Source organism: Sphingobacterium corticis (assembly GCF_042684745.1).
Taxonomy (GTDB): domain Bacteria; phylum Bacteroidota; class Bacteroidia; order Sphingobacteriales; family Sphingobacteriaceae; genus Sphingobacterium; species Sphingobacterium corticis.
The window spans coordinates 149,732-173,936 of sequence record NZ_JBHUMA010000003.1; the positions used below are offsets into that span (position 1 = coordinate 149,732).

Consider the following 24,205-nt stretch of genomic DNA (forward strand, 5'->3'; position numbering starts at 1 on the left):
ATAGCTTGCGATCACATTTTAAAAACGTGAATGAAAGATCGCTTCGTCGGAACTCCTCGTGATGAAATTTCAAATACTTCACGCCTTCACTCCGCAACAGCTTTACTCGCCTTTGACTGAGGAATGCTCCGCATCATCTTGTTTATCGATCTTTTCTCGGGTTCCTGTTTCTGGATCGTATTCGTATTCCGTTTGTTCAATAACGACTGCAAAAGACGCGGGTTGAATACCATTTCCGTAACGAATCGCATACTGTTTTGTGAATTCCGCTCCGAAAAATATAATTGCCGACGTATAATACACCCAACTTAATAAAATGATAATCGAACCTGCTGCACCAAATGCGCTGGCAGTCGCGTTATTCGATAGGTACATGGATATTCCCCATTTGCCCAGCATAAATAGCAACGCGGTAAATATGGCTCCGCCCAAAATATCCTTAAAACGCACTTTGGCATCTGGAAGGACGGCGAAAATAAACCCGAACAACGTACCGATAACGACAAATGTTACCGCCGTATTTACCCAATCAATAAAATCAATATTGATCCACGAAAACATGCTGCTGATCTCATTGGAAAGCAAACCGATCAAACTACTTAAGATCAAAGATGCCATCAGCAGGAAGGCCAAACCTAAAATCATGGAAAAAGATAGTAAGCGGTTGATGATCATTTTCAACCAGCCCTTTTTCGGCTTCGGTTTCACGTTCCAGATAGTATTGATGGATTGCTGAATATTTACGAATATCGTCGTAGATGCAAAAACTAAGGTACCGATACCGATAATAAAACCAATATTGGATTGGGAATCTTGCGATATTTTCTGAATAGCTGACTCCAGCATTACAGCGATATCTGCGCCGAATAAAGCCGTCAATTCGTCCATCACTTCATTTTGTGCACCATCGTTCCCACCAATTTGATTCCCGTAGAAAAATCCCAACGTCCAAATGAGTATCATTACTAGCGGACCAATAGAAAATACAGTGTAATAGGAGAGGGCAGCGCTCATCTTTAGGCAATCATGCTCAGTGAATCCCATCGCCGCATCGTATATTAGTCGAAAGTAATCTTTAATCTTTTGTAGCATGTACGTTTATGTATGTTTCTGAATCGTTTTCGTTTGGATAATGTTCGTTAAATTTATCTTTAAAGCTACTCTTCGCCTGCGTAGATTTCGTCAATTAGCTTTTTGGACTTATCAAGAATTACTTTGCGTCGTAAACTTAATTTCGGAGTCAATTCTCCGTTGTCAATCGTCCACTCTTTTGCCAGTAGTACGAGCTTCTTGACTTTTTCCCAATTTCCGAACTTGGTCATTGCCGTGTTGTTGATTTGCTCGTATTTCTCGATTACTTCTTGTTGCTTAACTAGATCTTCGCGAGAATTGAAAGAAATTCCTTTGAACGTCGCCCATTTTTCAAGTTCTTCGAAATTTGGAACAATCAGCGCACTAGGAAAGCGTCTTCCCTCGCCAATGACCATTACCTGCCCAATAAACGGCGACTCCATCATTTTGTTTTCCAAAACTTGCGGAGCGACATATTTTCCACCGGCCGTTTTAAACATTTCCTTTTTTCGATCAGTAATACGTAAGAAATGGTCATCGGATAACTCGCCAATGTCTCCCGTGTGAAAATAACCATCCTCATCAAAAACTTCGCGCGTTGCTTCCTCGTTTTTATAATACCCTTTTGTAACGCTTGGACCTTTTACCATGATCTCGCCATCTTTGGCAATTTTAACATCCAGATTCTCTAAAACCCGACCAACGGTGCCAAAACGAACCCCATCGTCGTCCGATGCATTAACCGAGATAACCGGAGATGTTTCTGTCAAACCATATCCTTCCAAAACACGGATGTCAGCCGCCCAAAAAACACGTGCCAAACGCTCCTGTAAAGCTGCACCACCCGATACGATGATGCCCACTTTCCCGCCCAAAGCCTCTTTCCATTTGGAGAATATTAATTTGCGCGCAATGCTAAGTTGTAGATTGTACCAAGCGGAGTTTTTCTTTGGCTCCTTATAACGATGTCCTAAATCAAGCGCCCAGAAGAATAGTGCTTTTTTAATTCCAGTCAGATCCTTTCCTTTCGCCACAATCTTATCGTAAACCTTCTCCAACACCCGCGGAACTGTAGTGAAGAACTGTGGTTTTACCTCGTTGATATCTGCTACGATATTGTCCAAATTTTCTGCATACCAAATCTGTACACCTTTCGAAAAGCACAAATACACCACCATGCGTTCGAAAATGTGCGACAGCGGTAAAAAGCTGATCGATTTATTGTAACCGTCCGGCAGCAGGTGTTTACTCGCATTCACATTGCTTATCACATTTTTATGTGATAAATAAACTCCTTTTGGCGTTCCGGTTGTACCGGATGTATAGATTAAGGTCAGCAGATCATCTTCCTCGACGGCATCGTTAAGCGCTTTGAGGTCAGCACTCGTATTTTCTTTACCAACCTGCATCAAATCCTTCAACGAACTTTGGCCTTGCACTTCATCAATCGTGAAAATCACAATTTCCAATCCGCTCTCACTGACGGCTTCCTCAATTTTATCTAAAAGCTCACTATTGCTGACGAATAGCACTTTGATTTCCGAGTCCTTTATAATGTATCCTAAATCTTTTGTCGATAAAGTCGGATAAAGTGGAACGATTGCTGCGCCAATTTGGTTTACAGCGAAATCTATCATATTCCATTCCGGACGATTCCCCGACATTAAACCAATGCGATCGCCTTTATTGATGTTCTTTGCAAGAAGTCCTTTACTCACAAAATCCATGTTTTCAATGAATTCTTCTGTAGAAAATGTTTTCCATGAATTTCCATGTCTACCAGCTACCATAATGGGCTTAGCATGCTCGTCCCTATAATAATGAATGATGTCGAATATTCGCTTGAAGTCGCTCATAACAATAAAGAATCAGTTTGTGGTTTATAACAATTATTGGCTTATCACTGTTTCCGAAGTTAGCAAATAATGTCAGAAATAACCTATTTTAACACCTGTCAAATGTAAAATAAGGTTAAATTTGCCGTTTCAGTTTATAAACATTCGTATAATCGCAACACAATAATAACAGTATACATACTATGACATTTGCCCCAAAATTTTATTTCAGTCTATTTGTAGGGTTGATTTTATCAATCTCTGCTTCCGCACAATTGCGTACACAGCACGCAGCCGGTCTCCGGTTTGGTAGTGCTACGGGAATTAATTACCGTTATGCACTGTCCGACGTGAATGCGATTGAGGGAATAATGAGTGTACAGAGTAATTCCACATCAAGCCGTTTTCGTTTAGTGGGATTGTATCAATTTCATAAACCTATTAACGATGATTTCAGCTGGTATTGGGGTTATGGTGGTAGTATTGGTTCGTACACTACCAAAGCGTTCAGCTCGCAACAGGTCGACGGGACAATCAATCATCATCCTCGCCGTTCCGAATTAGCATTAAGCGTTGATGGGGTTGCCGGTATTGAGTACAATGTGCCTACAACGCCGCTTGCGGTATCGCTAGATATTAAGCCCTATTTCGACTTTTTGCAAATGGATAGTTTCCGAATCATCGATACATTCGGCTTTTCTATTCGTTATCAATTTTAATTGGAGAAACTCCTGTAAATTACTTGTAGGATGAAGATTGTTTTCTATTTAATTACCCTCATCACAGCATCGCTTATGTTGCCACAAATTGCTACGAGTCAGGTTTACGATATGTATGTGGGCACGTACACAGATGGAACGAAAAGTCAGGGTATATATCGTTATACGTTCAATGCGGGTACTGGGCAAGCGCAGGTTGTTTCCGTTACGGATTCGCCAAATCCATCTTTTTTGGCTCGGTTTGAAAATCGTCTGCTAGCGGTAAATGAAGGAGGCGGTCAGGATGCTACTATTTCTTTATTCGAGATCACTCCCAAAGGATTAACATTGGTAGATAAATCGACCACTTTGGGCGATCATCCATGTCATGTTGCTTTGGATCCTGCCGGAAATATCGCGTTGGTTTCTAATTATTCCGGTGGCTCTTTGGGCTTGTTTAGTTTGGTAGATAACAGAAAGCATTTGGTGCTACACGATCTTATGGAATTCGACGGTAGTGGACCAAATACGGATCGCCAACAACAATCACATATTCATTCTGCTTTTTTTAATAACGGATTGGCTTACGTATCTGATTTAGGAAGTGATCAGATTCATGTTTATAAGCCTAGCCATGATGGTACGGGTCTCCGTAACGGCGTATTGCAACTTGAGGAGAAGACTGTGGTGTATACACTCGAAGGCGGTGGAGCGCGTCATGTTGCTTTTTCAGGCGACGGCAGTACGTTGTATTCCTTGCAGGAGATTACTGGGCAGGTTGCTGTTTTTAAGTTTGAAGGCGAAGAATGGGCATTGAAACAAATTGTTCCCATCTTTGGTGACGGTTTTGAAGGAGAGCATGGTGCAGCGGAATTGAAAGTTTCGCCAGACGGAAGGACGCTCTATGCGACGAACCGAGGCGATGCCAATTTAATCGTTCAATATGATATTTTAGCAAACGGAACATTGGAATGGAGAAACCAATATGGTGTACAGGGAGATGGACCACGAAACTTCAATATTACGCCAGATGGACGTTATGTATTGGTGGCTAATCAAAAAACGAATCAGATCGTAGTTTTTCAACGTGATACCATATCCGGCGATTTATCGGACACTGGAACACGCATTGATGTACCAGCTCCGGTTTGTATCATATTTTAATATCCTTACTGGAAAGGGCTTAATTGTAAATGTTCCATCGCTTTACCTAGAAAGAATACATCCTCACGATATACAAAGCCTGTGCGTAAGTACAGGCTTTTTGCTTTTGGATTACCTTTGTCAACCAACAAGCCCAAAGTTAAGTTGCGTTGTAGCACATACATTTCGATAACGTGATGTAGTAATAGTTGGCCAACACCTTTTCCTCGTGCCGCTGGAGATACCGCAATGGTGTCAATGTAAAACTCTCCTGACGCTGTTTCATCTTCGATTGAGTCAAATCTTTTTGAATCGTCGCCATTCACATAAGATAAAACAGGTGTTCTTAATTTCACTAAGTCGGCACCGTCATACAAGCAAATTTCGCCAAGAATTCTATCATCTTCTATAGCTACCCAAATGTTTTCATAAGAATATTGATTGTGTTCCGAACTAATAAATTGCGTGAGGAATTGAATAGCTGAATCATCATTTTTTGAACCAATAAGCGTATAAATAATCTCTCGCATTGCTTCCAACATAATGTTAGCAACGTGCGGCGCATCCTCGCTCTTAGCCTTTCGAATGGTAATCTTCATAAGAATAGATTTAAACGTGCGGTATTCGGCTAAAATAAGAAAAGGTCGACATGTTTGCATGCCGACCTTTCTAAATCATGTTGAAAACGCTTACTTATCTAATTTTTCAAATTTAGCGTAATCGATTTTTTTCGATTTCAATTTGATCACACCTTTTAGGTAATCGAATACTTTTAATGCTTTAGATTCTTCGAACAAACGGTTTGCTTGCTCTCTATCTTGCAATAATTGCATCGCGAATTGATTCAATTGCTCGTCAGTTGGCTCTTCATTGATGTTGTACATCTTGATTTGCGAATAGATGCGCTCTTTTGCCAAGTTAACTACCTCGTCGTATTTCACTTCTAGGTTGTTAGCGGTTACGATGCGGTTTTCGATCAATGTCCATTTCAAGTTTTTCAAGAAATCTTGGAATCCTTCTTCCAATTCTTCTTGAGAAATCTCTGGATTAGTTGCTTTCAACCAACGTTTCAAGAATGGCTCTGGGAAGGCAGCTTCCACTTTATCCATACCGAACTCGTAAATATCGTTGCGCAATTTCTGATCAGAATTTTGCTTGAACAAGTTCTCTACTTCTTCTTTCACTTTTGCTTGGAATTGCTCTGCAGTAGTTACATCGCCATCAGGGAAAAGTTTTTTGAAGAAATCTTCATTCAATTCTGCTTCTTCTAAACGGTTGATGTTTTTAACCGTCAATTCGAATTCCGTTACATCCAAATCTTTCGCTTCATCTTCCGTCACGCCCAACAAACGAGCTAAGTCAGCCACTTTAAATGCTTTTTTAATATCGAATGTTACGGTATCATCTTTCTTCAATCCGATGAAAGATTTTTTGATCGATGCGTTATCTACTAAATCTGTACGTACAGAAGTTGTTTTTTCGATACCATCTTCCTTGTTTTGTTTCAAAGCAGCGTATAATACGTCGCCTTCTTCCGAAACTTCCGGATTAATCATTTTTCCGTAGCTTCTGCGAAGATTTTTCACGCGCTCCTCTAAAGTCGCATCGTCTGCCGTAATATCGTACGCTACGAATTCTGTTTCAGCAGAAAATGGCACGTCGAAAGCTGGAGCCAAACCAATCTCATATTCGAATGAGAAGTTATCATTGAAATCCCAGTTGTAGTTGGCATCATTTTCTTCTTTTGGAAGAGGTTGACCTAACACTTCTAGTTTTTGTTCAGTAACGTAGTTGTTGATTTGCTCACTTACCAAACGATTAACCTCGTCAAATAAAATGGATTTTCCGTAAGTGCGTTTGATGTGACTGGTAGGAACCATTCCAGGGCGAAATCCCGGTAATTTAGCTTTTTTAGCCTGATCTTTAATGGCTTTATCTACTTGAGGGTTATAATCTTCAGGTGCCAAGTCAACAGTAATGCTCGCGTTGATCTCGTCGATTTTCTGGTGTGAAATATTCATACTCTTTTTTATAGCGTTGTTATAAAATCGCATTTAAAAAAAAATCCTCCCGATGTATGTTGGTCGGGAGGATCTCCAGTGCGGAAGAAGGGACTCGAACCCCCACGCCTTGCGGCGCCAGATCCTAAGTCTGGTGCGGCTACCAATTACGCCACTTCCGCAGTTAGGATTTTCTTATTGTGCCACAAAGATAGGACGCCGAACGTTATCTGTCAAGTGTTTTTATTAAATTATTTGCAAAACACGCCAAATTACATTCTAAATGCGTGGTAATGATTGGCTTAATTTTTACGCATTGGTGCCATTGTAGTAGCAAGCACGACATCTCGGTTCGTAACTTTCCTTTTCGCCAAGCATGACGCGCTCTTCGCGCTCATTCAAACGATAGGAGTAGGCAGCAGGTGCTCCGCAGCGAACGCATACCGCATGCACTTTGGTCACATGCTCAGCAATCGCCATTAAGGCGGGGATGGGGCCGAACGGTTGTGCTTTAAAATCCATATCCAATCCAGCTACAACGACACGGATCCCGCGATTCGCTAGTTGCACGCAAACATTCGGTAGTTCGTCGTCAAAAAATTGTGCCTCGTCGATTCCTACAACTTTGGTGTCTGCACTTAGTAACAAGATCGCCGATGAATGACCAACTGGCGTAGAAGGAATACGATTGCTATTATGCGAGACAATTTCTTGCTCGTCATAACGAACATCTATCTCCGGTTTAAATATTTCAACTGGAAGCTTTGCGAACTGTGCTCTACGCAATCTTCGAATCAGTTCCTCCGTTTTTCCCGAAAACATGGAACCTGTAATGACCTCAATGCTTCCAACTGGATGAGCATGGCGATGTGTAAAGTTGTGTTCCGAGAAGAGCATCATGATCAATATGTAATTATGGTAAGAGATATGGGGGATATGCGACAAGTATTATCCCTGTGCTAATATCGAAATTAAATGTTATTTTTGACCTATAACAACCGTTGGAAGATGGCAAGCAAGTCAGCGTCAGTTTTTTAAATTTTGGCATAAACTTTTTGTCAAACTCAGGTGTTTGATGGTTGTATCTTAATAATAATAGCAAGGAAAATAGATCGAATATGTCGTATTCTAAGAACGATGTTTTAGCAAAAGTTGGCGAGCTGCTCGTCGAAGTAAATGAGGAATATGCTTCGGTGCAGGAGCAAGGTGGTGAACTTCAGGTGTTGCCATTGGGTTTGCTGGCCGCTAAAGTAAAATATTTATCGGCGCACTTGGATTTGCTGACGCAACTCGCGACAGCGCCTGTATTGGAATCTGCGCCAGCGGTTACGAAAGTGGAAACGGTATTTACCCCCGCCCGCTTGCCTTCTGAGGATGTGCAACAACCAGCTACCAAGAACTTGGAGGAAGCCGTTTCGGAAGCGCCAAATGTCGCGAAGGATGAGCAAGAGGAGGTAGCAGTTGCGGAAGAAGAAGCCTCGATCGAAGAAGAAGCCGAGGGCGAATCGGAGTATCAAGAAGCAGAGGAAGAGCCGATTGCTGAGCAGGCGAAACCGGAGGCGGACGAATCGACGCCGAAGGTAAAGCAAGAGGAAACTGAGCAAGAAGCGGAGAAGGTGATTCCTGTGAGCGCGTGGAGAACGACGACGCAGGAGGAAGCTAGCGAAGAGAAGGAGCCGGAGGCGATCGTGAGGCCTGTAGTGGAGGAAAGCCGTACGATAGAACTGCCGCAGGCGCCAGCGCCAGCCACGCAGGCGGAGCCTGCTGCGCCGAGCAGACCGCTAACCTTGAATGAAATGATCCAGCAACAACGCCGTGAAGGATTGACGAATGCGAATCAATTTAAAACTCCTTCTTCCAAAGGCGAGCAGATCGTAGATTTAAAAACGGCTGTGAATCTGAATGACAAGTTGCTATTCATTAAAGATCTGTTTAATGGATACAGCTTAGCGTATACAGAAGCGATTGAGTTATTGAATCGTTTTGATAATATGGCCGAAGCAGATGCATTCTTGCAAGCAAATTATGCTTTGAAAAACAATTGGGCAACCAAACCACAAACGGTGGAAAAGTTATATAACATTTTGCAACGCAAATTCTCATAGTTGCAATTGGTTTTCATAATCATTCAGCCCGATTTTCGACTTGAAAATCGGGCTGAATCTTTTATTAAGGTTGCGTTGAAAGATTATAGTTCGAAACGAACCCATCCTTCGCCTTCGTGACCATAAATAAAATATTTAGGTTGCACGATCTCGGCAAAAATCTCGACTTGTCGTAAAAAATCGTTTGCTGTTCCTCCTTCGAAAGCGGATTGCTGAATAATGTATAGCTCGTTCTGTGAAATAGCTGCTGTTTCGCCTAATAAGGAACTTTGCAATGCGATGGGAAGATCATTGTATAAAGAAGCATCTTGCTGAACAACGATCACTTTATCCGCTTGTGCCAAATCTTCCATGCTCAACCAAACACCGCCGGCAATATCTAAGGCTTCTTGTGTAATTACACGAAAATCTTGACTAAAATCACGGATGTTGCTTATCACAGCTACGCGAGGGCGCGACTCCAAAGGAATAAATTTCAATTTATGAAAAACGATGTCAATCTCTTCCTCAAGATGCTCATGCGCTTGTGCGTTGGTTTCCTTCAAATGATTCAGCAACTTTTGGTATTCGCGATTTGTATCCATATTATCTCGTGTTCGGAATTTTGGCAAAGGTACACAAGCCATTTTAAAATCGCAGATAACTTTGGTGATTGGTTCGATATTTGATAATTTCATCCTATCATATTTTATACGAAGAGCTATGTTTGATAAACTGTTTCAGGCGCAACAGAAGGCCCAAGAAATCAAAGAAAGATTAGATCATATTTCCGTTTTTGGCGAAGCTGAAGGCGGAAAAATTAAGGTGGTTTCTACTGCCAATAAAGAAGTAAAGGAAATCAATATCGATCCGGTTTTTATGGAATCTGTGGATCGGGAAGAATTGGAAGAACTGCTGGTTGTCGCGGTAAATAAGGCGATTGCGCAAGCGGAACAAATCAGCCAAAGCGAAATGCAAGCTGCTACACAGGACGTGCTAGGTAACCTGGGTGGTATGGGCGGTCTATTTGGTAAAGGTTAAGCTCACAAATTGTTATTATGAAAGCAACATATTACGGACAATCTTGTGTCGAATTTGATTTTAATGGTACGAAGGTGCTTCTCGACCCATTTATATCCTATAATCCGCTAGCTAAGGAAATTGATATTGATCGCATTAAACCGGATTATATTTTTTTGAGCCATGCACATCAAGATCATGTAGCGGATATGGCGCATATCCAGAAAAACAGCAACGCCACCGTAGCTGCAATTGTGGAAACAGCCGCTTGGGTGAAAAATCAGGGTGTTGCGGAAGACAAAATTATTGATTTCAATTTTGGAGGCACTTTGGAATTGCCATTTGGTAAAGTGAAAATGGTGTATGCTTTGCATACGAACAGCACACCGGAAGGAAACTATGCAGGCGTAGCAGTAGGATTTGTATTCTTTGTGGGCGATAAAAAAATCTATTTCGCGGGCGATACGGCGCTGACGATGGAGATGAAGCTGCTTGCCGATTTGGAGCTGGATTGGGCTTTCTTGCCAATCGGTGGACATTATACAATGGATGTGGAAGATGCACTTAAAGCGGCAAACTTCATCAATTGTAAAAACGTGATCGGCGTGCATTACAATACCTTTCCGCCGATATCGATCGATACGGAAGCTGCGTCGGCGATATTTAGTGCACAGGGAAAGAAATTGTATTTGCCGTTAATTGGCGGAGATATTCTTTTGTAAGTAACGTTCGATCGTAGAAAGCTTTATACTAAAAAGCCGACTTTCATAAAATGAAAGTCGGCTTTTTTATTGAACCTCGATAGGTAATCGAAAGAACTATCCTTTGTTGATGTGGAAATCCACTAAATCGTCAATTGGAGAGCGTAAAATCTTACCTACTTTCATGCCGTATTGCGCTGCCTTTTCCGATAAAACATTGCGGAAATTGTAACCCACTGAACCAATACAGTTGAAAGAATAAGATTGATAATCGGGATACTGACTTACTAAGTTCGCGAAAAATGCTTCGAAGGCATCATCGACAATGGAACGCGTATATTGAATGTTAACGTTATTGTCATAAACGAACTTGCTGAAGCTTGCGCAGAAACGATTTGCCAAAGGTTTTGTGTACACGTTATCCATGATTTCGTCCGGCGTCAATTTGTATGTGTTGAAGAAAACTTCTGCAACATCTTTCGGCATCAATCCGCGGATGAAATCAGTTAATAGTTTTTTACCAATGTAGCTTCCACTACCTTCGTCGCCCAAAATGTAAGCAGCAGAATCGATATTATGCGTAATTTCATTTCCATCATAAATACAGCTGTTTGTTCCTGTGCCCAAGATAGCTGCAAAACCGGGCTCGGAACCTAGCAGTGCGCGTGCTGCCGCAAGTAGATCGTGACCGACTTCTACTTTCGATCCAGGAAAAACAACTTGAATAGCATCGGAAACAATTTGCGCTTTCTCGGCATTGTGCACGCCTGCGCCATAATAATAAACTTCCTTAATTTCCTGAAAAGGAATATCGTTTGGAAGTCCTTTTTTTAAAGATGCAACGATGTAAGAGCTGTCTACGAAGTAGGGATTGTATCCCTCCGTGTTAAAGTAAATTTTTTTCTTGGAATCGTCTAACAAACACCAGTTTGTCTTGGTGGAACCACCATCTGCAATAACAATCATTATTTCGATGTTTTGATTTATGTATTTGTGTTAGTAATCTTAAACAAAATGAGTTTACGCTACGTAAAGTGAGGTAAATGTTTTTTGCAAAATACATTTTTAATCACTAAATCAGTAATTATTTCAGGAATTTAATCGCTGAAATCCATTTTTGCAAAATGGATTAGAAACAAAAAATGGCTCTAAATATTTCATTAGAGCCATTTTAACAGTATGTCGTAATAAAAAATACTTAGTGTACTTTTTACAATTTGTAATTGTTTTTAGTGGCTGCCTTCCACTTCGATTTTTTCCATATCGATACCTTGTTTTTTTAAGAATCCTTTTACCAAAACAGCAAATGCGATAATGTAAAGAAATCCGAAAACCGGAACAATATAGGAATTGTGGATACCAATGATATCCGCTAATTTACCTTGAATTGGAGGCAAGATACCACCGCCCAAAATCATCATGACCAAGAATGCTGAACCCTGCTCGGTGTACTTTCCTAAACCTACAATCGAAAGACTGAAAATAGATCCCCACATGATCGAACAAGCTAAACCACCTGTCAAAAATGCGTAGATGGCAACAGTTCCTGAAGTCAATAAACCAACAATCATCGCAGTAAGTCCGAACGTTCCGAAAATCACAAGTGTACGAATTGGTTTGTCTTTGCTTAAGAATGATGCAGCAATTTGGATTAATACACAAATTACATAATAATACAATACCGACATGTCGAATCCGGCTAAGCTGTTCACACCGATAATCAATGTAAAGGCGACAAGCGGAACGATAATCAATAAAATTTTACGCGTATTATCTAACAAGTTGAATGCACTAAGTGCGCCAGCCCAACGGCCAATCATCATACTTCCCCAATACATGGAGATATAAGGCGTGATTTCTGACGATTGTAAACTTCCAAATTCTTCTAGTGTCAATAACTCACCCAAATTACTACCAATAGCAACCTCAATTCCAACATAAAGAAATAGGGCAAGCATACCCAAAACCAGTTGAGGATATTGCATCGCACCCCAGCCTTCGGGCTTTTTCTTAGCACGATTATAAGCGAACAATAATCCGCCAACAATGACAACAAGTGCTGCAGATAGCCAACCCATACGTGTCAGCTCGAGTGGATGTCTCAACGCTGCGATTTGTTCTTTTAACGATTCTTGAGCCGAAACCACAGACTCCAAATTTAACTGCTCTTGAAGACTTTCGATTTGTAACGCTGCGTCACTTTTGTAGCTTAAGAATACCGGAGCAAATGCACAGAATAATAAAGCTGTCATCACGATCAGGGTTGTTCGGGCTTTGTTTGCTGATTCCATTGGTTCCAAATTGTAGCCCGCCGGAACTTTTTTAGAGAAATGAAATAACGCGGCTGCTAGAATAAATAACGCACCCACGCCCATATACAAATAAACTACTTTGCTGAGTGGGAGGTTAGCGATGTCCGCATCAGAAACGGTTTCGAATGTTCCGAAGAGGGCAAAGCCGATAATTAGGGGTCCGATCGTCGTACCTAATGAATTGATACCACCACCCAAATTCACGCGAGAAGCACCAGTTTTTGGGTCACCAAGAATAACGGCGAAAGAATTCGCAGCGGTTTGTTGTAAAGAGAAACCTAAAGCAACAATAAATAAACCAATCAACATCGCGGCATAAACGTTGATTTCAACAGCTCCAATCATGGCGGCAGCACCAAACGCCGAGAATAACAGGCCGTACACAATACTTCGCTTGTAACCCCATTTTCCGACTACATCTTTGCCGGTTACAGTTCCAACTATAAATAATAATAATGCGCCGGTGTAATATGCGGTGTAATACGCAAAGTCGATCAATTGAGATTGAAATTGATCTAAGTGAAAATAATTTTTACAAAAAGGGATAAAAATGCTGTTCCCTGCTGCAATAAAACCCCAGAAAAAAAACACCGTGATCAGGGTGTATAATGCCGGGTAGTTCGTTTGTATAGGTTTGTTGCTCATAATATATTTTTGACGCCGATAAACTTACACATAAAATTGAGTTATTGCGATATTTTATTGCGTTTATTCGATTTAGCAATGCATAAAATATGGTTTGCACAACAGATGGTTGTTAAGGACGTTAAAAAAAATTTTTTTAATTTTGAAATTTCAAATGGAATGATTTTCTTTGTGGCAATTCTAAGTTTATCCTTACCGGAAAAAGAAATTTCAAACAGTTTCATCCTTTCCGACGTTCTAGCAAAAAAGATATTGAAGAGTGTTATTGATCAAGAAGGATAGAATTCGATAATATAATCCTGTATTTTGTACATATAAATTAATGGAGATCAAAGAGTTGAACACTAAGCTCGTGTCTGAACTGCGCGAGATAGCTAAAGTATTGGGGGTCCCTGATACAGAAAAATTAAGAAAGCAAGAGCTGATTGATCGGATTTCCGATATTGCTGTGGATTCTAAAGAAACAGAAAAGGAAGAGGTAGTAGAGGCGTCTGATGAAGATGCGCATCGCCCTCGTAAACGCACAAGAACCGTCGGGGCACCAGAGCCAATAGCTGTAGGTCGCAAATCATCCGACGATATACCACAAATCGAGCGAGAAAGACCTGTTGAAAAAGCATCGCCTGCACCGGAAGCTCCTGCTAAACCTGCAGCCGCTTCGGTATCCACCGATTTTGATAACGTGATTGTTAATGAAGGCGTTTTAGAAATTATGCCGGATGGTTACGGATTTTTGCGTTCTTCCGATTATAATTACCTAACATCACCTGACGATATTTATGTTTCCCAATCGCAAATCAAATTGTTTGGTTTGAAAACGGGAGATAACATTCGCGGATCTATCCGTCCTCCGAAAGAAGGCGAGAAATATTTCCCATTGGTTCGTGTTGAATCCATCAATGGACAAAATCCTGCGGAGATTCGCGATCGCGTTCCTTTCGATTATTTAACGCCGTTGTTTCCGGATGAGAAATTGAACTTAGACATGGGAGCTGGTAACTATTCTACCCGCATCATGGATTTGTTTACGCCGATTGGTAAAGGCCAACGTGGTTTGATCGTAGCACAACCAAAAACAGGTAAAACCAACTTGTTGAAGGAAGTAGCAAACGCGATTGCTAAAAACCATCCGGAAGTATATTTGATTATCTTATTGATCGACGAACGTCCGGAAGAGGTAACTGATATGGCGAGAAGCGTGCGTGCGGAAGTCATTTCGTCGACCTTTGATGAGCCTGCAGATCGCCACGTAAAAATTGCTAACATTGTTTTGGAGAAAGCAAAACGTATGGTAGAATGTGGTCATGATGTAGTTGTTCTATTGGATTCGATTACTCGTTTAGCACGCGCTTATAATACTGTAGCGCCAGCATCGGGTAAAATCTTATCTGGCGGTGTGGATGCGAATGCGTTGCACAAACCAAAACGTTTCTTCGGTGCGGCTCGTAATATTGAGAATGGCGGATCGTTGACGATTTTAGCTACAGCATTGACAGATACTGGTTCAAAAATGGACGAGGTTATCTTCGAAGAGTTTAAAGGTACGGGTAACATGGAGTTGCAGCTTGATCGTAAGTTGTCAAACAAACGCGTTTTCCCTGCTATCGATCTTACTGCGTCCAGCACACGTCGCGACGATCTATTGGTAGATCGCGATCAGCTACAACGTTTATGGGTTCTTCGCAACCACTTGGCAGATATGAATTCTCAGGAATCTATGGAATTCTTATTGAGCCAAATGCGTGGTACAAAATCCAACGAAGAGTTTCTGATTAGCATGAATAGCTAGTTTAAAATGCATAATTTTGAGCCACCTTCGTTCTTCGAAGGTGGCTTTTATTTTTTAGGCAACAATGAAATATTCATGTTAAACAAAAGACAAACACACATGAATATTCCATATGACCTTTTAAAAAGATCACTTACATATGAAACGACATATTCCCAATACAATCACCTTACTAAATTTGCTCAGCGGATGCGTGGGTATTCATTTCGCTTTTCAAGGCGAATTTCAAATGGTTTTGTATTGCTTGATCGCTTGTGGCATTTTCGATTTCTTAGATGGAACCGCCGCACGCCTGCTTCATGTGCGATCGAATATCGGTAAGGAGCTGGATTCGCTGGCGGATGTGATTAGTTTTGGATTCCTTCCGGGAACCATTCTGTTTATGCTCTTAAAAGATGTAAGCTCATCAGAATATCTTCCGTATGCCGGCTATTTAGTAACTGCATTTTCTGCTTTGCGATTAGCGAAGTTCAACGTCGATACACGTCAGGATACGGATTTTATTGGTGTTAACACGCCTATGAATACGTTTGTGATTATCTCCCTTCCGTACATTGCTGAACGCTTTCCGAATCTGTTTACGGAAGGTTATCTGTTGTTGGTTATCACTGTGATCAGCAGTTTTCTTTTGATCTCAGAAATCAAGCTGTTTTCCATGAAAGTGAGCAATCTTTCTTGGCAATCCAATCAATACAAATACTTGTTCTTATTAACCGCAGTAATTTTGTTGGTGATATGGCAAATTTCGGCTATGCCGATCATATTGCTAAGTTACGTGCTGTTTTCTGCTTTGCATTTTGCAAAACAAAAAAGTGAATCGGTTTCCTAACTCAACGAGTCGTAAAGGCTTTTTAATTCTTCCAGCATTTCAGCGAAATCACTATCTAACAAATGAAACTTTTCGGTAATCGAAGTAATTGCATCTTTTTCCTCTCCTGCATTTTCTAGATCCTGAAATTGTTGACCCAACGCGCTTGCGCCAATGTATGCCATCGTCGGTTTAATATGATGTGCTTTAGCGGATATTTCTTCGTGATTCTCGGCTAAAACTGCTTCTCGCAATTTCTCAAAATCGGTGTGACAGTGTTGCAGGTACATGCCGACAAAATTCTTCATCATTTGCTCGTTTCCAAGCATATTTTTGCTGATGGTATTTAGGTTGATGTGGATTGGATTACTCATGGTGAATATTTACGGTGGATTGATCCGCACTCTGTTGTAACAGCGCGTAATTGGTTTGGTTTAGTTTGGGGTGGACATAATTCGGCGAAATTTCATTTAGGGGAATTAAAGTAAAGTTCCGTTCTTGAATATAAGGATGCGGAATGGTCAGTTCATCGCTCTGCATCACCTCATCATTAAAATACAAAAGATCAATATCAATAACGCGCGCGCCCCATTTGCGTTCGCGAACGCGACCCAGTCGTTGTTCGATATCCTGGCAAATGTGCAAGCATTCAAGTGGTTTGTGCGCTGTTTCCACCACCAAAACTTGATTTAAAAACGTTGGTTGATCGCGAACTCCCCAAGCTTCCGATTCGTATATGCTGGAGCGTTTGACGATTTTGCCAACCTGCTTTTCAATCTCTGCGACAGCGTTTTCCAGCTGCCGATGTGGATCTCCTAAATTTGCCCCTAAAAGAATATATACACTATTCATAATTGCTAATCCAGTAAAGTTAAGAAGGAAATAATTAGTATTCGATTTTGCTGGTGCCGACCACAAAATATTCCCCATGATTTTCACTTTCATAATTTCGGCTTTTCTAGTTAGATTTACAGGATATTGACGCAATAACTCATGAAACAATTTTTTAAATATGTATTTGCCACGGTAGTGGGAATTATTATATCATCTATTTTGATGGTCATTCTGCTAATTGGCATCATCACGGTTTCGATTTCATCGATTGGATCCAGTTCGGAAACCACGGTTTCTCCGAATTCCGTTTTGCAAGTAACGCTGGATCACGCGATCACCGAGAAGACCGTTCCTTCGCCTTTTGAAGACCTCAATATTCCGGGTGCATCGTCGGTAAAATCGTTGGGATTGAATGATATTATTTCCCGCATAAAGGCAGCCGAAACGGATGATAACATTAAGGGAATTTACTTAAATGTATCTGCTGTAAATGTGGGTTTCGCGTCTTTGCATGCTATTCGCGAATCGTTAAAGGAGTTCAAAGAATCCGGAAAATTTATCGTTGCATACAGCGATGTGATGACGCAGAAAGCGTATTACGTAGCATCTATTGCCAACGAGGTGTACATCAGCCCGGTGGGTTCGGTCGATTTTCGCGGTTTGTCGAGCTCGGTTATGTTTATGAAAGATGCGTTGGATAAATTAGGCGTAGAAATGCAGGTTGTAAAGGTTGGAACCTATAAAAGTGCTGTTGAGCCATTCATTTTGAACGAAATGAGTGCGGCCAATCGTACGCAGGTAGAATCTTATTTAAATAGTTTATACGACGGTTTTGTCCGTGATATTGCTTCGGCGCGTTCGATTGATGAACAGCGCGTTCGCCAAGCGGCCGACGAATATCTTATTCAGTTTCCGGAAGATGCCGTGAAGGAAAGGTTTGTGGATAGTTTGCTGTATCGCGATGAGCTTTTAGCGAAATTAAAGCAAAAAGTAGGCGTTGATCAGAAGAAGGATTTGCCGTCGATTTCCTTGTTGGATTACAAGAAATCTGCGGATAGTGGATCAACTTCCGGCGGTAGTCGCGTAGCGGTATTGTATGCTTTCGGCGATATCATTGATGGAAATGCGCAGGATATCGATCAGATTGGTGGCGAATCTCTTTCTCGCGAACTGCGTAAGTTGCGCGAAGATGATAAGGTGAAAGCGATTGTTTTGCGTGTAAATTCTCCGGGTGGTTCTGCATTGGCTTCCGATCTTATTTGGCGCGAAGTTACGCTGGCTAAGAAAGTAAAACCAGTGGTGGTTTCGATGGGCGATTACGCAGCTTCCGGCGGGTATTATATTTCGGCAGCGGCAGATTCGATTTTTGCGGATGCAGGAACATTAACCGGATCAATTGGCGTCTTTGGTTTGATTCCAAACTTGCAGAATTTATTCAATAATAAATTGGGGATCCATTTTGATGCCGTGAAAACGGGACAATTTGCCGATATGGGGATAGATCGTCCAATGAATGCGCAGGAAAGAACGATTGTTCAAGGTGGTGTAAATAGAATTTATCAGCAATTTATGCAACGCGTGGCGGATGGTCGTGGATTGAGTATTGCGCAGGTGGATAGCATTGGCCAAGGGCGCGTTTGGACAGGTGCGCAAGCGATTGAGTTGGGTTTGGTGGATCGCATAGCCAGTTTGGATGATGCGGTGAAGAGCGCAGCGAAGATGGCGAAGTTGGATAAATACAAAGTGTCCGAATATCCTCGTGCAAAAGATCCTTTCGAATCGGTTTTCAGTTCGTCGAAAGAGAAAGTGAAGATGTGGTTTATGGAAGATGAATTGGGCGAGCATGTTCATTATGTGAAGGAATTGCGAAAGCTGATGCGAAACACAGGTATTCAAGCGCGAATTCCGTACACCGTCGAGATCAACTAGATATATGAAGGTAACGCTAATATGCGTCGGCAAAACGGATGAAAAATATATCGAGGAGGGAATTGCCAAGTATGTTAAACGGCTGGTGCATTACATCAAATTCAATATCATCGTTATCCCGGATATAAAGAATAGTAAAAACCTCAGTCAAGATCAGCAGAAAGAGAAGGAGGGAGAGCTTATTCTCAAACATGTGGAGAATCCGGATTGGTTGATGTTGCTGGACGAAAAAGGAAAACAGTACACGTCCGTGGAATTTTCCAAACTATTGGATAAGAATATGGTTAGTAATATACAGCATTTGGTATTGGTGGTCGGCGGTCCGTATGGATTTAGCGATGCGGTGTACCAACGATCAAACGGACTTTTGTCGCTTTCGAAGATGACATTCTCCCACCAAATGATTCGGTTGTTCTTCGTGGAGCAATTATATCGTGCATTTTCGATTATGCGCGGCGAACCGTATCATCACGAATAATATTTATGGAATCGATGCGTTTATAGCATCATATAGAAAAGGAGGGAATTATGGATTTAGATAAGTATAAAAGAGATTTTAAATATAGAAGTCAAGAAGGCGCCCACGGCGGCGGTGTTAACAAATGGATTATCATCATCGGCGGTATTTTAGTCGCCTTATTGGCGTATTTTACGTCGAGGTAATTACCTTGATTTGATGTAAAAAGCCTCGCTGATTGGAAATCGGCGAGGCTTTTTTGTGGGGGATAATTTTCTTTTAAACTGTCAGGTTTCCATTACACTGGACGGTGGAAGTAAATAAGAAATTTTAACTAAATACTTTATCCGACATTTCGCCAATATGATGTTCTTTGTAGGTATTATATTTTTCGTAACTTTCAATTAGCAAATTACCATACTTAACTAAATCAGAATAACTTATTATTTGAATTGAGTTTAAATCTGAATTTATCATTCTTAAACAATGTAACTGGCTATCATCGTATTCTGATGTGTTACCAATGATTATTTTAACACGAGGCATCAAAACTTTTGTCTTATACTCATTCTCAACATTTAGTTTATATTCTGAAAGTTTTTGCATATAAAATAACGATTGACCAAGAACTAACGAAAGTTCATTATGAGGATAATGACACTTGTGACTGTCATCAAACTTGAGAAGCGTGTGTTTTGGACGTTTTAGTTCAATCAAATCTAAATATCCATCTAATGACTCCATAAGTAAATCGCCTTCTGAAAATAGAGCTATTTTTCTAGCATCGTGATGCTTAATATATTCAATTCCAAAAACCCATAAGTTGCTTTCTATCCAATTTTGGAAAATTTTTTCTGGTTGACCAGCCTTATATTTTACTAGTTCAGGATGATTTTCAATTTCAGTCGTTATATTATAGTTTAATTCAAGTTCAATAAGTTTTTTAAGATATGAAATTTCCTCTTTCATATATTTGTGATGAAAGGCTCCGTGTAAATGTTCAATCTCAATTTTGTCTAATGCGGAAAGTAAACCTTTTATTTTATCATCAGATTTGAATTGATGTAATAAAATTGAGATTGTTTCCAAGTCAGATTCTTCTAATTTTTGAATTAGCAGATTAATTTCTTCTGTAGTTTCAATTATTTTCGATGACTTGGTTGCTCCCTCAGTTACTACAGAAATAGCACTAAGATGATTATATAATTTTCTTATTTCATCGATTGAAAGTTGTTCCGTAAATATTGGTGTTCCAAAATCATTCGTAGCATAAATATTAAATCTAAGCGACTCATTAGCGACACCTTCTGATATACCAGAATAGTTTATAAATAATCTTTTGTTATTTCCTCTGAAAATTTCTAGATGATATGGAGTGCTCATTTTAAATTTTTTCTATAACATCTTTGTAACCTTCCCATTCAGGATTATATTTTGGATTTAATTCAGTAAAAGTCTTGTCAGTAATATTTACATTTGAAAGTTCTTCAATATTGAACATTCGAAATTCAGGAAAAGGATTGATATCTTTTGAGTCTGAAACACCTTCAATTTGAACTACGTGCACTTTTGTGCTTATTTTACCTTCTTTTGAAGTCAATATAAAAATAGCGTAAGGTTCTCCAATTCTTTTTCCAAGCGTTTTTCCAGGTTTGTTGTACTCAAATTCGATTATTTTCCTTTGTTGAATAGCTTGAATTAATTTGTCTAAAGAATTCATATTTTGTAGAATTTTGGTTTAACGCTTAAATATAGCACCACTTTTAGCGAGAACAATATACAAAGTATTTCGATAATATACACTAGGATGCGAATTTCGTTTCACCAAAATATAAGCCGCGCAATGAGTTTATAAAGAGGTGCTTTCGGTACCTGCTTATTCTTAAAGCGAAGCCTTTATAATAAATTTATAATTGTTTCTCTCTAGAAAGAGAAACGATATGGAAAGCCGTGAATCAACTGCTAATAACATCCAGCTTAGCAATCAATATCATTAGTAAAAGAAATATGCTATTTTAGATTGGTTTTCTTTGAAGCTGCCTTCGGCAGTTATCGTACCTCCGCGCATAATGTGTAAAACCTTGTTCCTCGGGTTACCTTCGGTAAGCACTTCGTGGTTCACAAAGACGTTTTTTTAAAGGTTACAAATTTGATAACGTTATTATTACGACCAACAACAGAAAAGGCCTGCATACCTGCAAGCCTTTCTCTATTTCTAGCCGAGCTTATTCCTATCCCAAACTCGCCAAACTTTCTTCCAAGATTAACAACTTCGCTTGCGCGTCGTCTTTCTTGTTTTGTTCGTTTTGGATCACTTCCGGTTTTGCATTTTGCATAAAGCGCTCGTTGCCTAATTTTTTATCTACCGAAACTAAGAAACCTTGCAGATAAGCAATTTCCTTGGTGATGCGTTCGCGTTCCGCGTCCACGTCGATATTGTTTTCCAAGGCTACATAGCATTCATCTTTACCAGCAAGGAAACTCACTGCACCGCTCACTTTTTCTTTTACAAAGGTCAGCTCTTCGATGTTTGCTAGTTTGATGATACTTTCTTTGTATGACTCGAAGTTCACGTGCGTTGCGTTTATCGCTAGCGGTAATGCGATTTTTGGAGAAATACCTTTCGCATTGCGGATATTTCGAACTTCGGAAATAACTTGTTGAACCACTGCAAAATCTTTAATCAATTGCTCATCAATTGCGCCCAACGCTGGGTAATCAGCTACGATAATGCAATCTTCCGCTGTGCGTGCGCCAAATAACTCATCATGCCACAATTCTTCCGTTAGGAAAGGCATAAATGGATGCGCCAAAGTCAATACACGTTGGAATAGATTTTTAACCGTTTCCAGCGTTTCTTTTTCGATCGGTGTTTGGTAAGTAGGTTTCACCAGCTCCAAATACCACGCACAGAAATCGTCCCAAATTAATTTATAGGTGGTCATCAACGCATCCGACAAACGGTAATGCGAGAAATGTTCTTCGATTTCCGCTAAGGCTTGGTTAAAACGATTTTCAAACCAAACCGCCGCTGTTTTCTGCGCATCGGTCGCCGGTTTGTCGACTACTTCCCAACCTTTTACTAAACGAAATGCATTCCAAACCTTATTCGCAAAATTTCTTCCTTGCTCACAATACGATACATCGAACATCAAATCATTTCCGGCAGGGGACGACAACAACATCCCCACGCGAACGCCGTCTGTTCCGTATTGCTCCATCAGCTCAATCGGATCAGGCGAGTTCCCCAATGATTTGGACATTTTGCGACCTAATTTGTCACGAACAATTCCTGTTAAATATACATTGCGGAACGGAGGTTTCTGTGTGTAATCGTGTCCAGCGATGATCATTCTAGCTACCCAAAAGAATAAAATTTCAGGAGCGGTAACCAAATCGTTCGTTGGATAATAGTATTTGAATTCTTCGTTATCTGGATTGCGAACGCCATCAAATACCGACATCGGCCATAGTGCAGATGAAAACCAGGTATCTAACACATCATCTTCCTGACGAAGTCCTTCCGAAGATTGACCTTTTGCTTCAAATGAGGCTATTGCTTCTTCTTGCGTTTTCGCAACAACCCATTCGTTTTGCGCATTGTACCAAGCCGGAATACGCTGTCCCCACCAAAGTTGACGGGAAATACACCAATCCTTCACGTTCTCCATCCAGTGCTTGTAGGAAGCAAAGAACTTGTCTGGAATCAATTTGATCGTGCCATCTTGTACGTAATCCAAAGCAGGTTTCGCTAATTTCTCCATCTTCAACCACCATTGCATGGATAGTTTTGGTTCGATGGCCGCGTCCGTACGCTCAGAAAATCCGACTTGCGAAACGTAATCTTCTACTTTTTCCAACTGACCAATTTCGTCCAATTGCTTCGCAATCTTTTTGCGCGCAATAAAACGATCTTCGCCGATTAGAATTTCTGCTTTTTCATTTAACGTACCATCATCATTCAAAATGTCGATGACCGCTAAATTATGTTTTTGACCAAGCTCGTAATCATTCAAATCATGTGCAGGCGTTACTTTCAAACACCCTGTTCCGAAATCCATCTCCACATATTCATCTTCGATAATCGGAATCTCGCGATTGATAACGGGTACTAAAACTGTTTTTCCGCGAAGATGTGTGTAACGTTCGTCGTTCGGGTTGATGCACACCGCGCTATCCGCCATAATGGTTTCCGGACGCGTGGTCGCGATGATTACGTATTCTGAGCTATCTTTAATTTGATAGCGAATGTAATATAGTTTTTGGTTGACTTCCTTGCGGATTACTTCTTCATCGGAAAGTGCTGTTTTTCCTTGCGGATCCCAGTTTACCATGCGTACACCGCGGTAAATATATCCTTCCTGATACCATTTGATAAACGTGTCGATTACCGCATCCGACAAATCCGGATCCATCGTGAATTTTGTGCGATCCCAATCACAAGAAGCGCCCAATTTTTCCAATTGGCTCAAGATGATGCCACCGTATTTCTCTTTCCATTCCCAAGCATAGCCTAAGAAATCCTCCCGAGAAATATCTTTTTTATTAATGCCTTTTTCCTTCAACATCGCAACCACTTTTGCTTCGGTTGCGATAGAAGCGTGATCCGTTCCCGGAACCCAACATGCGTTTTTGCCCTGCATACGCGCTTTGCGAATCAATACATCCTGAATCGTGTTGTTCAACATGTGACCCATGTGCAACACGCCGGTAACGTTCGGTGGCGGCATTACGATGGTGTAAGGCTCGCGCCCATCAGGCACAGAACGGAAAAATCCATTCTCTTTCCAATAGGAATACCATTTGTTCTCGGCTTCTTTAGGACTGTATGTTTTCGCTATACTCATATTCGCTATGCATAAAAATTGAAGCTACGAAA

The 24,205-nt window shown here is 40.7% G+C and carries 24 protein-coding genes and 1 tRNA gene; 11 read left to right on the top strand and 14 right to left on the bottom strand.

Features of this window, described 5'->3' with window-relative positions; translation table 11 throughout:
• Positions 1–102: 102 nt before the first annotated feature.
• On the bottom strand, positions 103–1,092 hold the full coding sequence (locus tag ACFSQ3_RS00710) for a YihY/virulence factor BrkB family protein (RefSeq protein WP_380866628.1): 990 nt from the start codon (positions 1,090–1,092) through the stop codon (positions 103–105).
• 65 nt (positions 1,093–1,157) lie between these two features.
• Positions 1,158–2,927, bottom strand: coding sequence for an AMP-dependent synthetase/ligase (locus ACFSQ3_RS00715; protein ID WP_380866630.1), 1,770 nt, complete (start codon positions 2,925–2,927; stop codon positions 1,158–1,160).
• A gap of 182 nt (positions 2,928–3,109) precedes the next feature.
• On the opposite strand from ACFSQ3_RS00715, the gene ACFSQ3_RS00720 reads away from it, so the two are divergent.
• A complete protein-coding gene (locus ACFSQ3_RS00720) occupies positions 3,110–3,625 on the top strand; it encodes a hypothetical protein (RefSeq protein WP_380866632.1) in 516 nt (171 codons plus the stop codon).
• A gap of 30 nt (positions 3,626–3,655) precedes the next feature.
• On the top strand, positions 3,656–4,768 hold the full coding sequence (locus tag ACFSQ3_RS00725) for a lactonase family protein (RefSeq protein ID WP_380866633.1): 1,113 nt from the start codon (positions 3,656–3,658) through the stop codon (positions 4,766–4,768).
• 5 nt (positions 4,769–4,773) lie between these two features.
• Here ACFSQ3_RS00725 and ACFSQ3_RS00730 read toward each other — a convergent pair whose 3' ends face one another.
• From ACFSQ3_RS00730 to ACFSQ3_RS00745, 4 genes are all read right to left on the bottom strand, one after another.
• Positions 4,774–5,346 (bottom strand): GNAT family N-acetyltransferase, encoded by a 573-nt coding sequence (locus tag ACFSQ3_RS00730; protein ID WP_380866635.1) that lies wholly within the window; start codon positions 5,344–5,346, stop codon positions 4,774–4,776.
• 90 nt (positions 5,347–5,436) lie between these two features.
• Positions 5,437–6,768 (bottom strand): trigger factor, encoded by a 1,332-nt coding sequence (gene tig, locus ACFSQ3_RS00735; RefSeq protein WP_380866637.1) that lies wholly within the window; start codon positions 6,766–6,768, stop codon positions 5,437–5,439.
• Positions 6,769–6,847: 79 nt separating this feature from the next.
• Positions 6,848–6,929 (bottom strand) — tRNA-Leu (locus ACFSQ3_RS00740).
• 127 nt (positions 6,930–7,056) lie between these two features.
• Positions 7,057–7,644, bottom strand: a complete 588-nt coding sequence (locus ACFSQ3_RS00745) for a thymidine kinase (protein ID WP_380866747.1) — start codon at positions 7,642–7,644, stop codon at positions 7,057–7,059.
• A 221-nt stretch (positions 7,645–7,865) separates the two neighbouring features.
• On the opposite strand from ACFSQ3_RS00745, the gene ACFSQ3_RS00750 reads away from it, so the two are divergent.
• Positions 7,866–8,852: a hypothetical protein gene (locus ACFSQ3_RS00750; RefSeq protein ID WP_380866639.1), complete on the top strand. Its 987-nt coding sequence runs from the start codon at positions 7,866–7,868 to the stop codon at positions 8,850–8,852.
• An 83-nt stretch (positions 8,853–8,935) separates the two neighbouring features.
• On the opposite strand, the gene ACFSQ3_RS00755 is transcribed toward ACFSQ3_RS00750, so the two are convergent.
• A complete protein-coding gene (locus ACFSQ3_RS00755; protein ID WP_380866640.1) occupies positions 8,936–9,436 on the bottom strand; it encodes an ABC transporter substrate-binding protein in 501 nt (166 codons plus the stop codon).
• A 118-nt stretch (positions 9,437–9,554) separates the two neighbouring features.
• On the opposite strand from ACFSQ3_RS00755, the gene ACFSQ3_RS00760 reads away from it, so the two are divergent.
• Together ACFSQ3_RS00760 and ACFSQ3_RS00765 are read left to right on the top strand one after the other, a co-directional pair.
• The gene (locus ACFSQ3_RS00760; protein ID WP_380866642.1) at positions 9,555–9,872 is read left to right on the top strand and encodes a YbaB/EbfC family nucleoid-associated protein; all 318 of its coding nucleotides are present in this window, start codon (positions 9,555–9,557) and stop codon (positions 9,870–9,872) included.
• A 17-nt stretch (positions 9,873–9,889) separates the two neighbouring features.
• Complete coding sequence (locus ACFSQ3_RS00765) at positions 9,890–10,573, top strand: metal-dependent hydrolase (RefSeq protein ID WP_380866644.1); 684 nt, start codon at positions 9,890–9,892, stop codon at positions 10,571–10,573.
• 96 nt (positions 10,574–10,669) lie between these two features.
• Here the strand turns inward: ACFSQ3_RS00765 and ACFSQ3_RS00770 are convergent, their stop codons facing one another.
• Together ACFSQ3_RS00770 and ACFSQ3_RS00775 are read right to left on the bottom strand one after the other, a co-directional pair.
• A complete protein-coding gene (locus tag ACFSQ3_RS00770) occupies positions 10,670–11,518 on the bottom strand; it encodes an N-acetylglucosamine kinase (protein ID WP_380866646.1) in 849 nt (282 codons plus the stop codon).
• 263 nt (positions 11,519–11,781) lie between these two features.
• Positions 11,782–13,509: an MFS transporter gene (locus ACFSQ3_RS00775; protein WP_380866647.1), complete on the bottom strand. Its 1,728-nt coding sequence runs from the start codon at positions 13,507–13,509 to the stop codon at positions 11,782–11,784.
• Positions 13,510–13,587: 78 nt separating this feature from the next.
• Between ACFSQ3_RS00775 and ACFSQ3_RS00780 the strand changes: the two genes are divergently transcribed.
• The 3 genes from ACFSQ3_RS00780 to pssA all read left to right on the top strand — a co-directional run bounded on the left by ACFSQ3_RS00780 (position 13,588) and on the right by pssA (position 16,127).
• The gene (locus ACFSQ3_RS00780; protein WP_380866649.1) at positions 13,588–13,791 is read left to right on the top strand and encodes a hypothetical protein; all 204 of its coding nucleotides are present in this window, start codon (positions 13,588–13,590) and stop codon (positions 13,789–13,791) included.
• 40 nt (positions 13,792–13,831) lie between these two features.
• Entirely contained in the window at positions 13,832–15,298 is a 1,467-nt protein-coding gene (gene rho / locus ACFSQ3_RS00785; RefSeq protein WP_380866650.1) for a transcription termination factor Rho, read from the top strand.
• 139 nt (positions 15,299–15,437) lie between these two features.
• Positions 15,438–16,127, top strand: coding sequence for a CDP-diacylglycerol--serine O-phosphatidyltransferase (gene pssA, locus ACFSQ3_RS00790; protein WP_380866652.1), 690 nt, complete (start codon positions 15,438–15,440; stop codon positions 16,125–16,127).
• Here the strand turns inward: pssA and ACFSQ3_RS00795 are convergent.
• The gene (locus ACFSQ3_RS00795; RefSeq protein ID WP_380866654.1) at positions 16,124–16,480 is read right to left on the bottom strand and encodes an Hpt domain-containing protein; all 357 of its coding nucleotides are present in this window, start codon (positions 16,478–16,480) and stop codon (positions 16,124–16,126) included. The two genes, pssA and ACFSQ3_RS00795, sit on opposite strands and share 4 nt — an antisense overlap.
• Entirely contained in the window at positions 16,473–17,051 is a 579-nt protein-coding gene (folK, locus tag ACFSQ3_RS00800; protein WP_380866655.1) for a 2-amino-4-hydroxy-6-hydroxymethyldihydropteridine diphosphokinase, read from the bottom strand. Before folK ends, ACFSQ3_RS00795 begins: the two co-directional genes overlap by 8 nt.
• Positions 17,052–17,099: 48 nt before the next feature.
• Between folK and sppA the strand changes: the two genes are divergently transcribed.
• The 3 genes from sppA to ACFSQ3_RS00815 are packed head-to-tail and all read left to right on the top strand — an operon-like array spanning position 17,100 to position 19,532.
• Positions 17,100–18,869 carry a signal peptide peptidase SppA gene (gene sppA / locus ACFSQ3_RS00805; RefSeq protein ID WP_380866657.1) on the top strand — a complete coding sequence of 590 codons (1,770 nt, stop codon included), beginning with the start codon at positions 17,100–17,102 and terminating at the stop codon, positions 18,867–18,869.
• 4 nt (positions 18,870–18,873) lie between these two features.
• Positions 18,874–19,347 carry a 23S rRNA (pseudouridine(1915)-N(3))-methyltransferase RlmH gene (rlmH, locus tag ACFSQ3_RS00810; RefSeq protein ID WP_380866659.1) on the top strand — a complete coding sequence of 158 codons (474 nt, stop codon included), beginning with the start codon at positions 18,874–18,876 and terminating at the stop codon, positions 19,345–19,347.
• A gap of 50 nt (positions 19,348–19,397) precedes the next feature.
• Entirely contained in the window at positions 19,398–19,532 is a 135-nt protein-coding gene (locus ACFSQ3_RS00815) for a hypothetical protein (protein WP_380866661.1), read from the top strand.
• A 124-nt stretch (positions 19,533–19,656) separates the two neighbouring features.
• Here ACFSQ3_RS00815 and ACFSQ3_RS00820 read toward each other — a convergent pair whose 3' ends face one another.
• The 3 genes from ACFSQ3_RS00820 to ACFSQ3_RS00830 all read right to left on the bottom strand — a co-directional run bounded on the left by ACFSQ3_RS00820 (position 19,657) and on the right by ACFSQ3_RS00830 (position 24,173).
• Positions 19,657–20,709, bottom strand: a complete 1,053-nt coding sequence (locus ACFSQ3_RS00820; protein ID WP_380866662.1) for a Shedu anti-phage system protein SduA domain-containing protein — start codon at positions 20,707–20,709, stop codon at positions 19,657–19,659.
• A gap of 1 nt (position 20,710) precedes the next feature.
• Positions 20,711–21,046, bottom strand: a complete 336-nt coding sequence (locus tag ACFSQ3_RS00825) for a hypothetical protein (protein ID WP_380866664.1) — start codon at positions 21,044–21,046, stop codon at positions 20,711–20,713.
• Positions 21,047–21,557: 511 nt separating this feature from the next.
• Positions 21,558–24,173 (bottom strand): valine--tRNA ligase, encoded by a 2,616-nt coding sequence (locus ACFSQ3_RS00830; RefSeq protein WP_380866666.1) that lies wholly within the window; start codon positions 24,171–24,173, stop codon positions 21,558–21,560.
• Positions 24,174–24,205: the final 32 nt, after the last annotated feature.

Bases quoted from the DNA above. Each gene is read 5' to 3' on its own strand.
- ACFSQ3_RS00710 (WP_380866628.1), bottom strand. From the start codon at position 1,092: ATGCTACAAAAGATTAAAGATTACTTTCGACTAATATACGATGCGGCG.
- ACFSQ3_RS00715 (WP_380866630.1), bottom strand. From the start codon at position 2,927: ATGAGCGACTTCAAGCGAATATTCGACATCATTCATTATTATAGGGAC.
- ACFSQ3_RS00720 (WP_380866632.1), top strand. From the start codon at position 3,110: ATGACATTTGCCCCAAAATTTTATTTCAGTCTATTTGTAGGGTTGATT.
- ACFSQ3_RS00725 (WP_380866633.1), top strand. From the start codon at position 3,656: ATGAAGATTGTTTTCTATTTAATTACCCTCATCACAGCATCGCTTATG.
- ACFSQ3_RS00730 (WP_380866635.1), bottom strand. From the start codon at position 5,346: ATGAAGATTACCATTCGAAAGGCTAAGAGCGAGGATGCGCCGCACGTT.
- tig (WP_380866637.1), bottom strand. From the start codon at position 6,768: ATGAATATTTCACACCAGAAAATCGACGAGATCAACGCGAGCATTACT.
- ACFSQ3_RS00745 (WP_380866747.1), bottom strand. From the start codon at position 7,644: ATGCTCTTCTCGGAACACAACTTTACACATCGCCATGCTCATCCAGTT.
- ACFSQ3_RS00750 (WP_380866639.1), top strand. From the start codon at position 7,866: ATGTCGTATTCTAAGAACGATGTTTTAGCAAAAGTTGGCGAGCTGCTC.
- ACFSQ3_RS00755 (WP_380866640.1), bottom strand. From the start codon at position 9,436: ATGGATACAAATCGCGAATACCAAAAGTTGCTGAATCATTTGAAGGAA.
- ACFSQ3_RS00760 (WP_380866642.1), top strand. From the start codon at position 9,555: ATGTTTGATAAACTGTTTCAGGCGCAACAGAAGGCCCAAGAAATCAAA.
- ACFSQ3_RS00765 (WP_380866644.1), top strand. From the start codon at position 9,890: ATGAAAGCAACATATTACGGACAATCTTGTGTCGAATTTGATTTTAAT.
- ACFSQ3_RS00770 (WP_380866646.1), bottom strand. From the start codon at position 11,518: ATGATTGTTATTGCAGATGGTGGTTCCACCAAGACAAACTGGTGTTTG.
- ACFSQ3_RS00775 (WP_380866647.1), bottom strand. From the start codon at position 13,509: ATGAGCAACAAACCTATACAAACGAACTACCCGGCATTATACACCCTG.
- ACFSQ3_RS00780 (WP_380866649.1), top strand. From the start codon at position 13,588: ATGCATAAAATATGGTTTGCACAACAGATGGTTGTTAAGGACGTTAAA.
- rho (WP_380866650.1), top strand. From the start codon at position 13,832: ATGGAGATCAAAGAGTTGAACACTAAGCTCGTGTCTGAACTGCGCGAG.
- pssA (WP_380866652.1), top strand. From the start codon at position 15,438: ATGAAACGACATATTCCCAATACAATCACCTTACTAAATTTGCTCAGC.
- ACFSQ3_RS00795 (WP_380866654.1), bottom strand. From the start codon at position 16,480: ATGAGTAATCCAATCCACATCAACCTAAATACCATCAGCAAAAATATG.
- folK (WP_380866655.1), bottom strand. From the start codon at position 17,051: ATGAAAGTGAAAATCATGGGGAATATTTTGTGGTCGGCACCAGCAAAA.
- sppA (WP_380866657.1), top strand. From the start codon at position 17,100: ATGAAACAATTTTTTAAATATGTATTTGCCACGGTAGTGGGAATTATT.
- rlmH (WP_380866659.1), top strand. From the start codon at position 18,874: ATGAAGGTAACGCTAATATGCGTCGGCAAAACGGATGAAAAATATATC.
- ACFSQ3_RS00815 (WP_380866661.1), top strand. From the start codon at position 19,398: ATGGATTTAGATAAGTATAAAAGAGATTTTAAATATAGAAGTCAAGAA.
- ACFSQ3_RS00820 (WP_380866662.1), bottom strand. From the start codon at position 20,709: ATGAGCACTCCATATCATCTAGAAATTTTCAGAGGAAATAACAAAAGA.
- ACFSQ3_RS00825 (WP_380866664.1), bottom strand. From the start codon at position 21,046: ATGAATTCTTTAGACAAATTAATTCAAGCTATTCAACAAAGGAAAATA.
- ACFSQ3_RS00830 (WP_380866666.1), bottom strand. From the start codon at position 24,173: ATGAGTATAGCGAAAACATACAGTCCTAAAGAAGCCGAGAACAAATGG.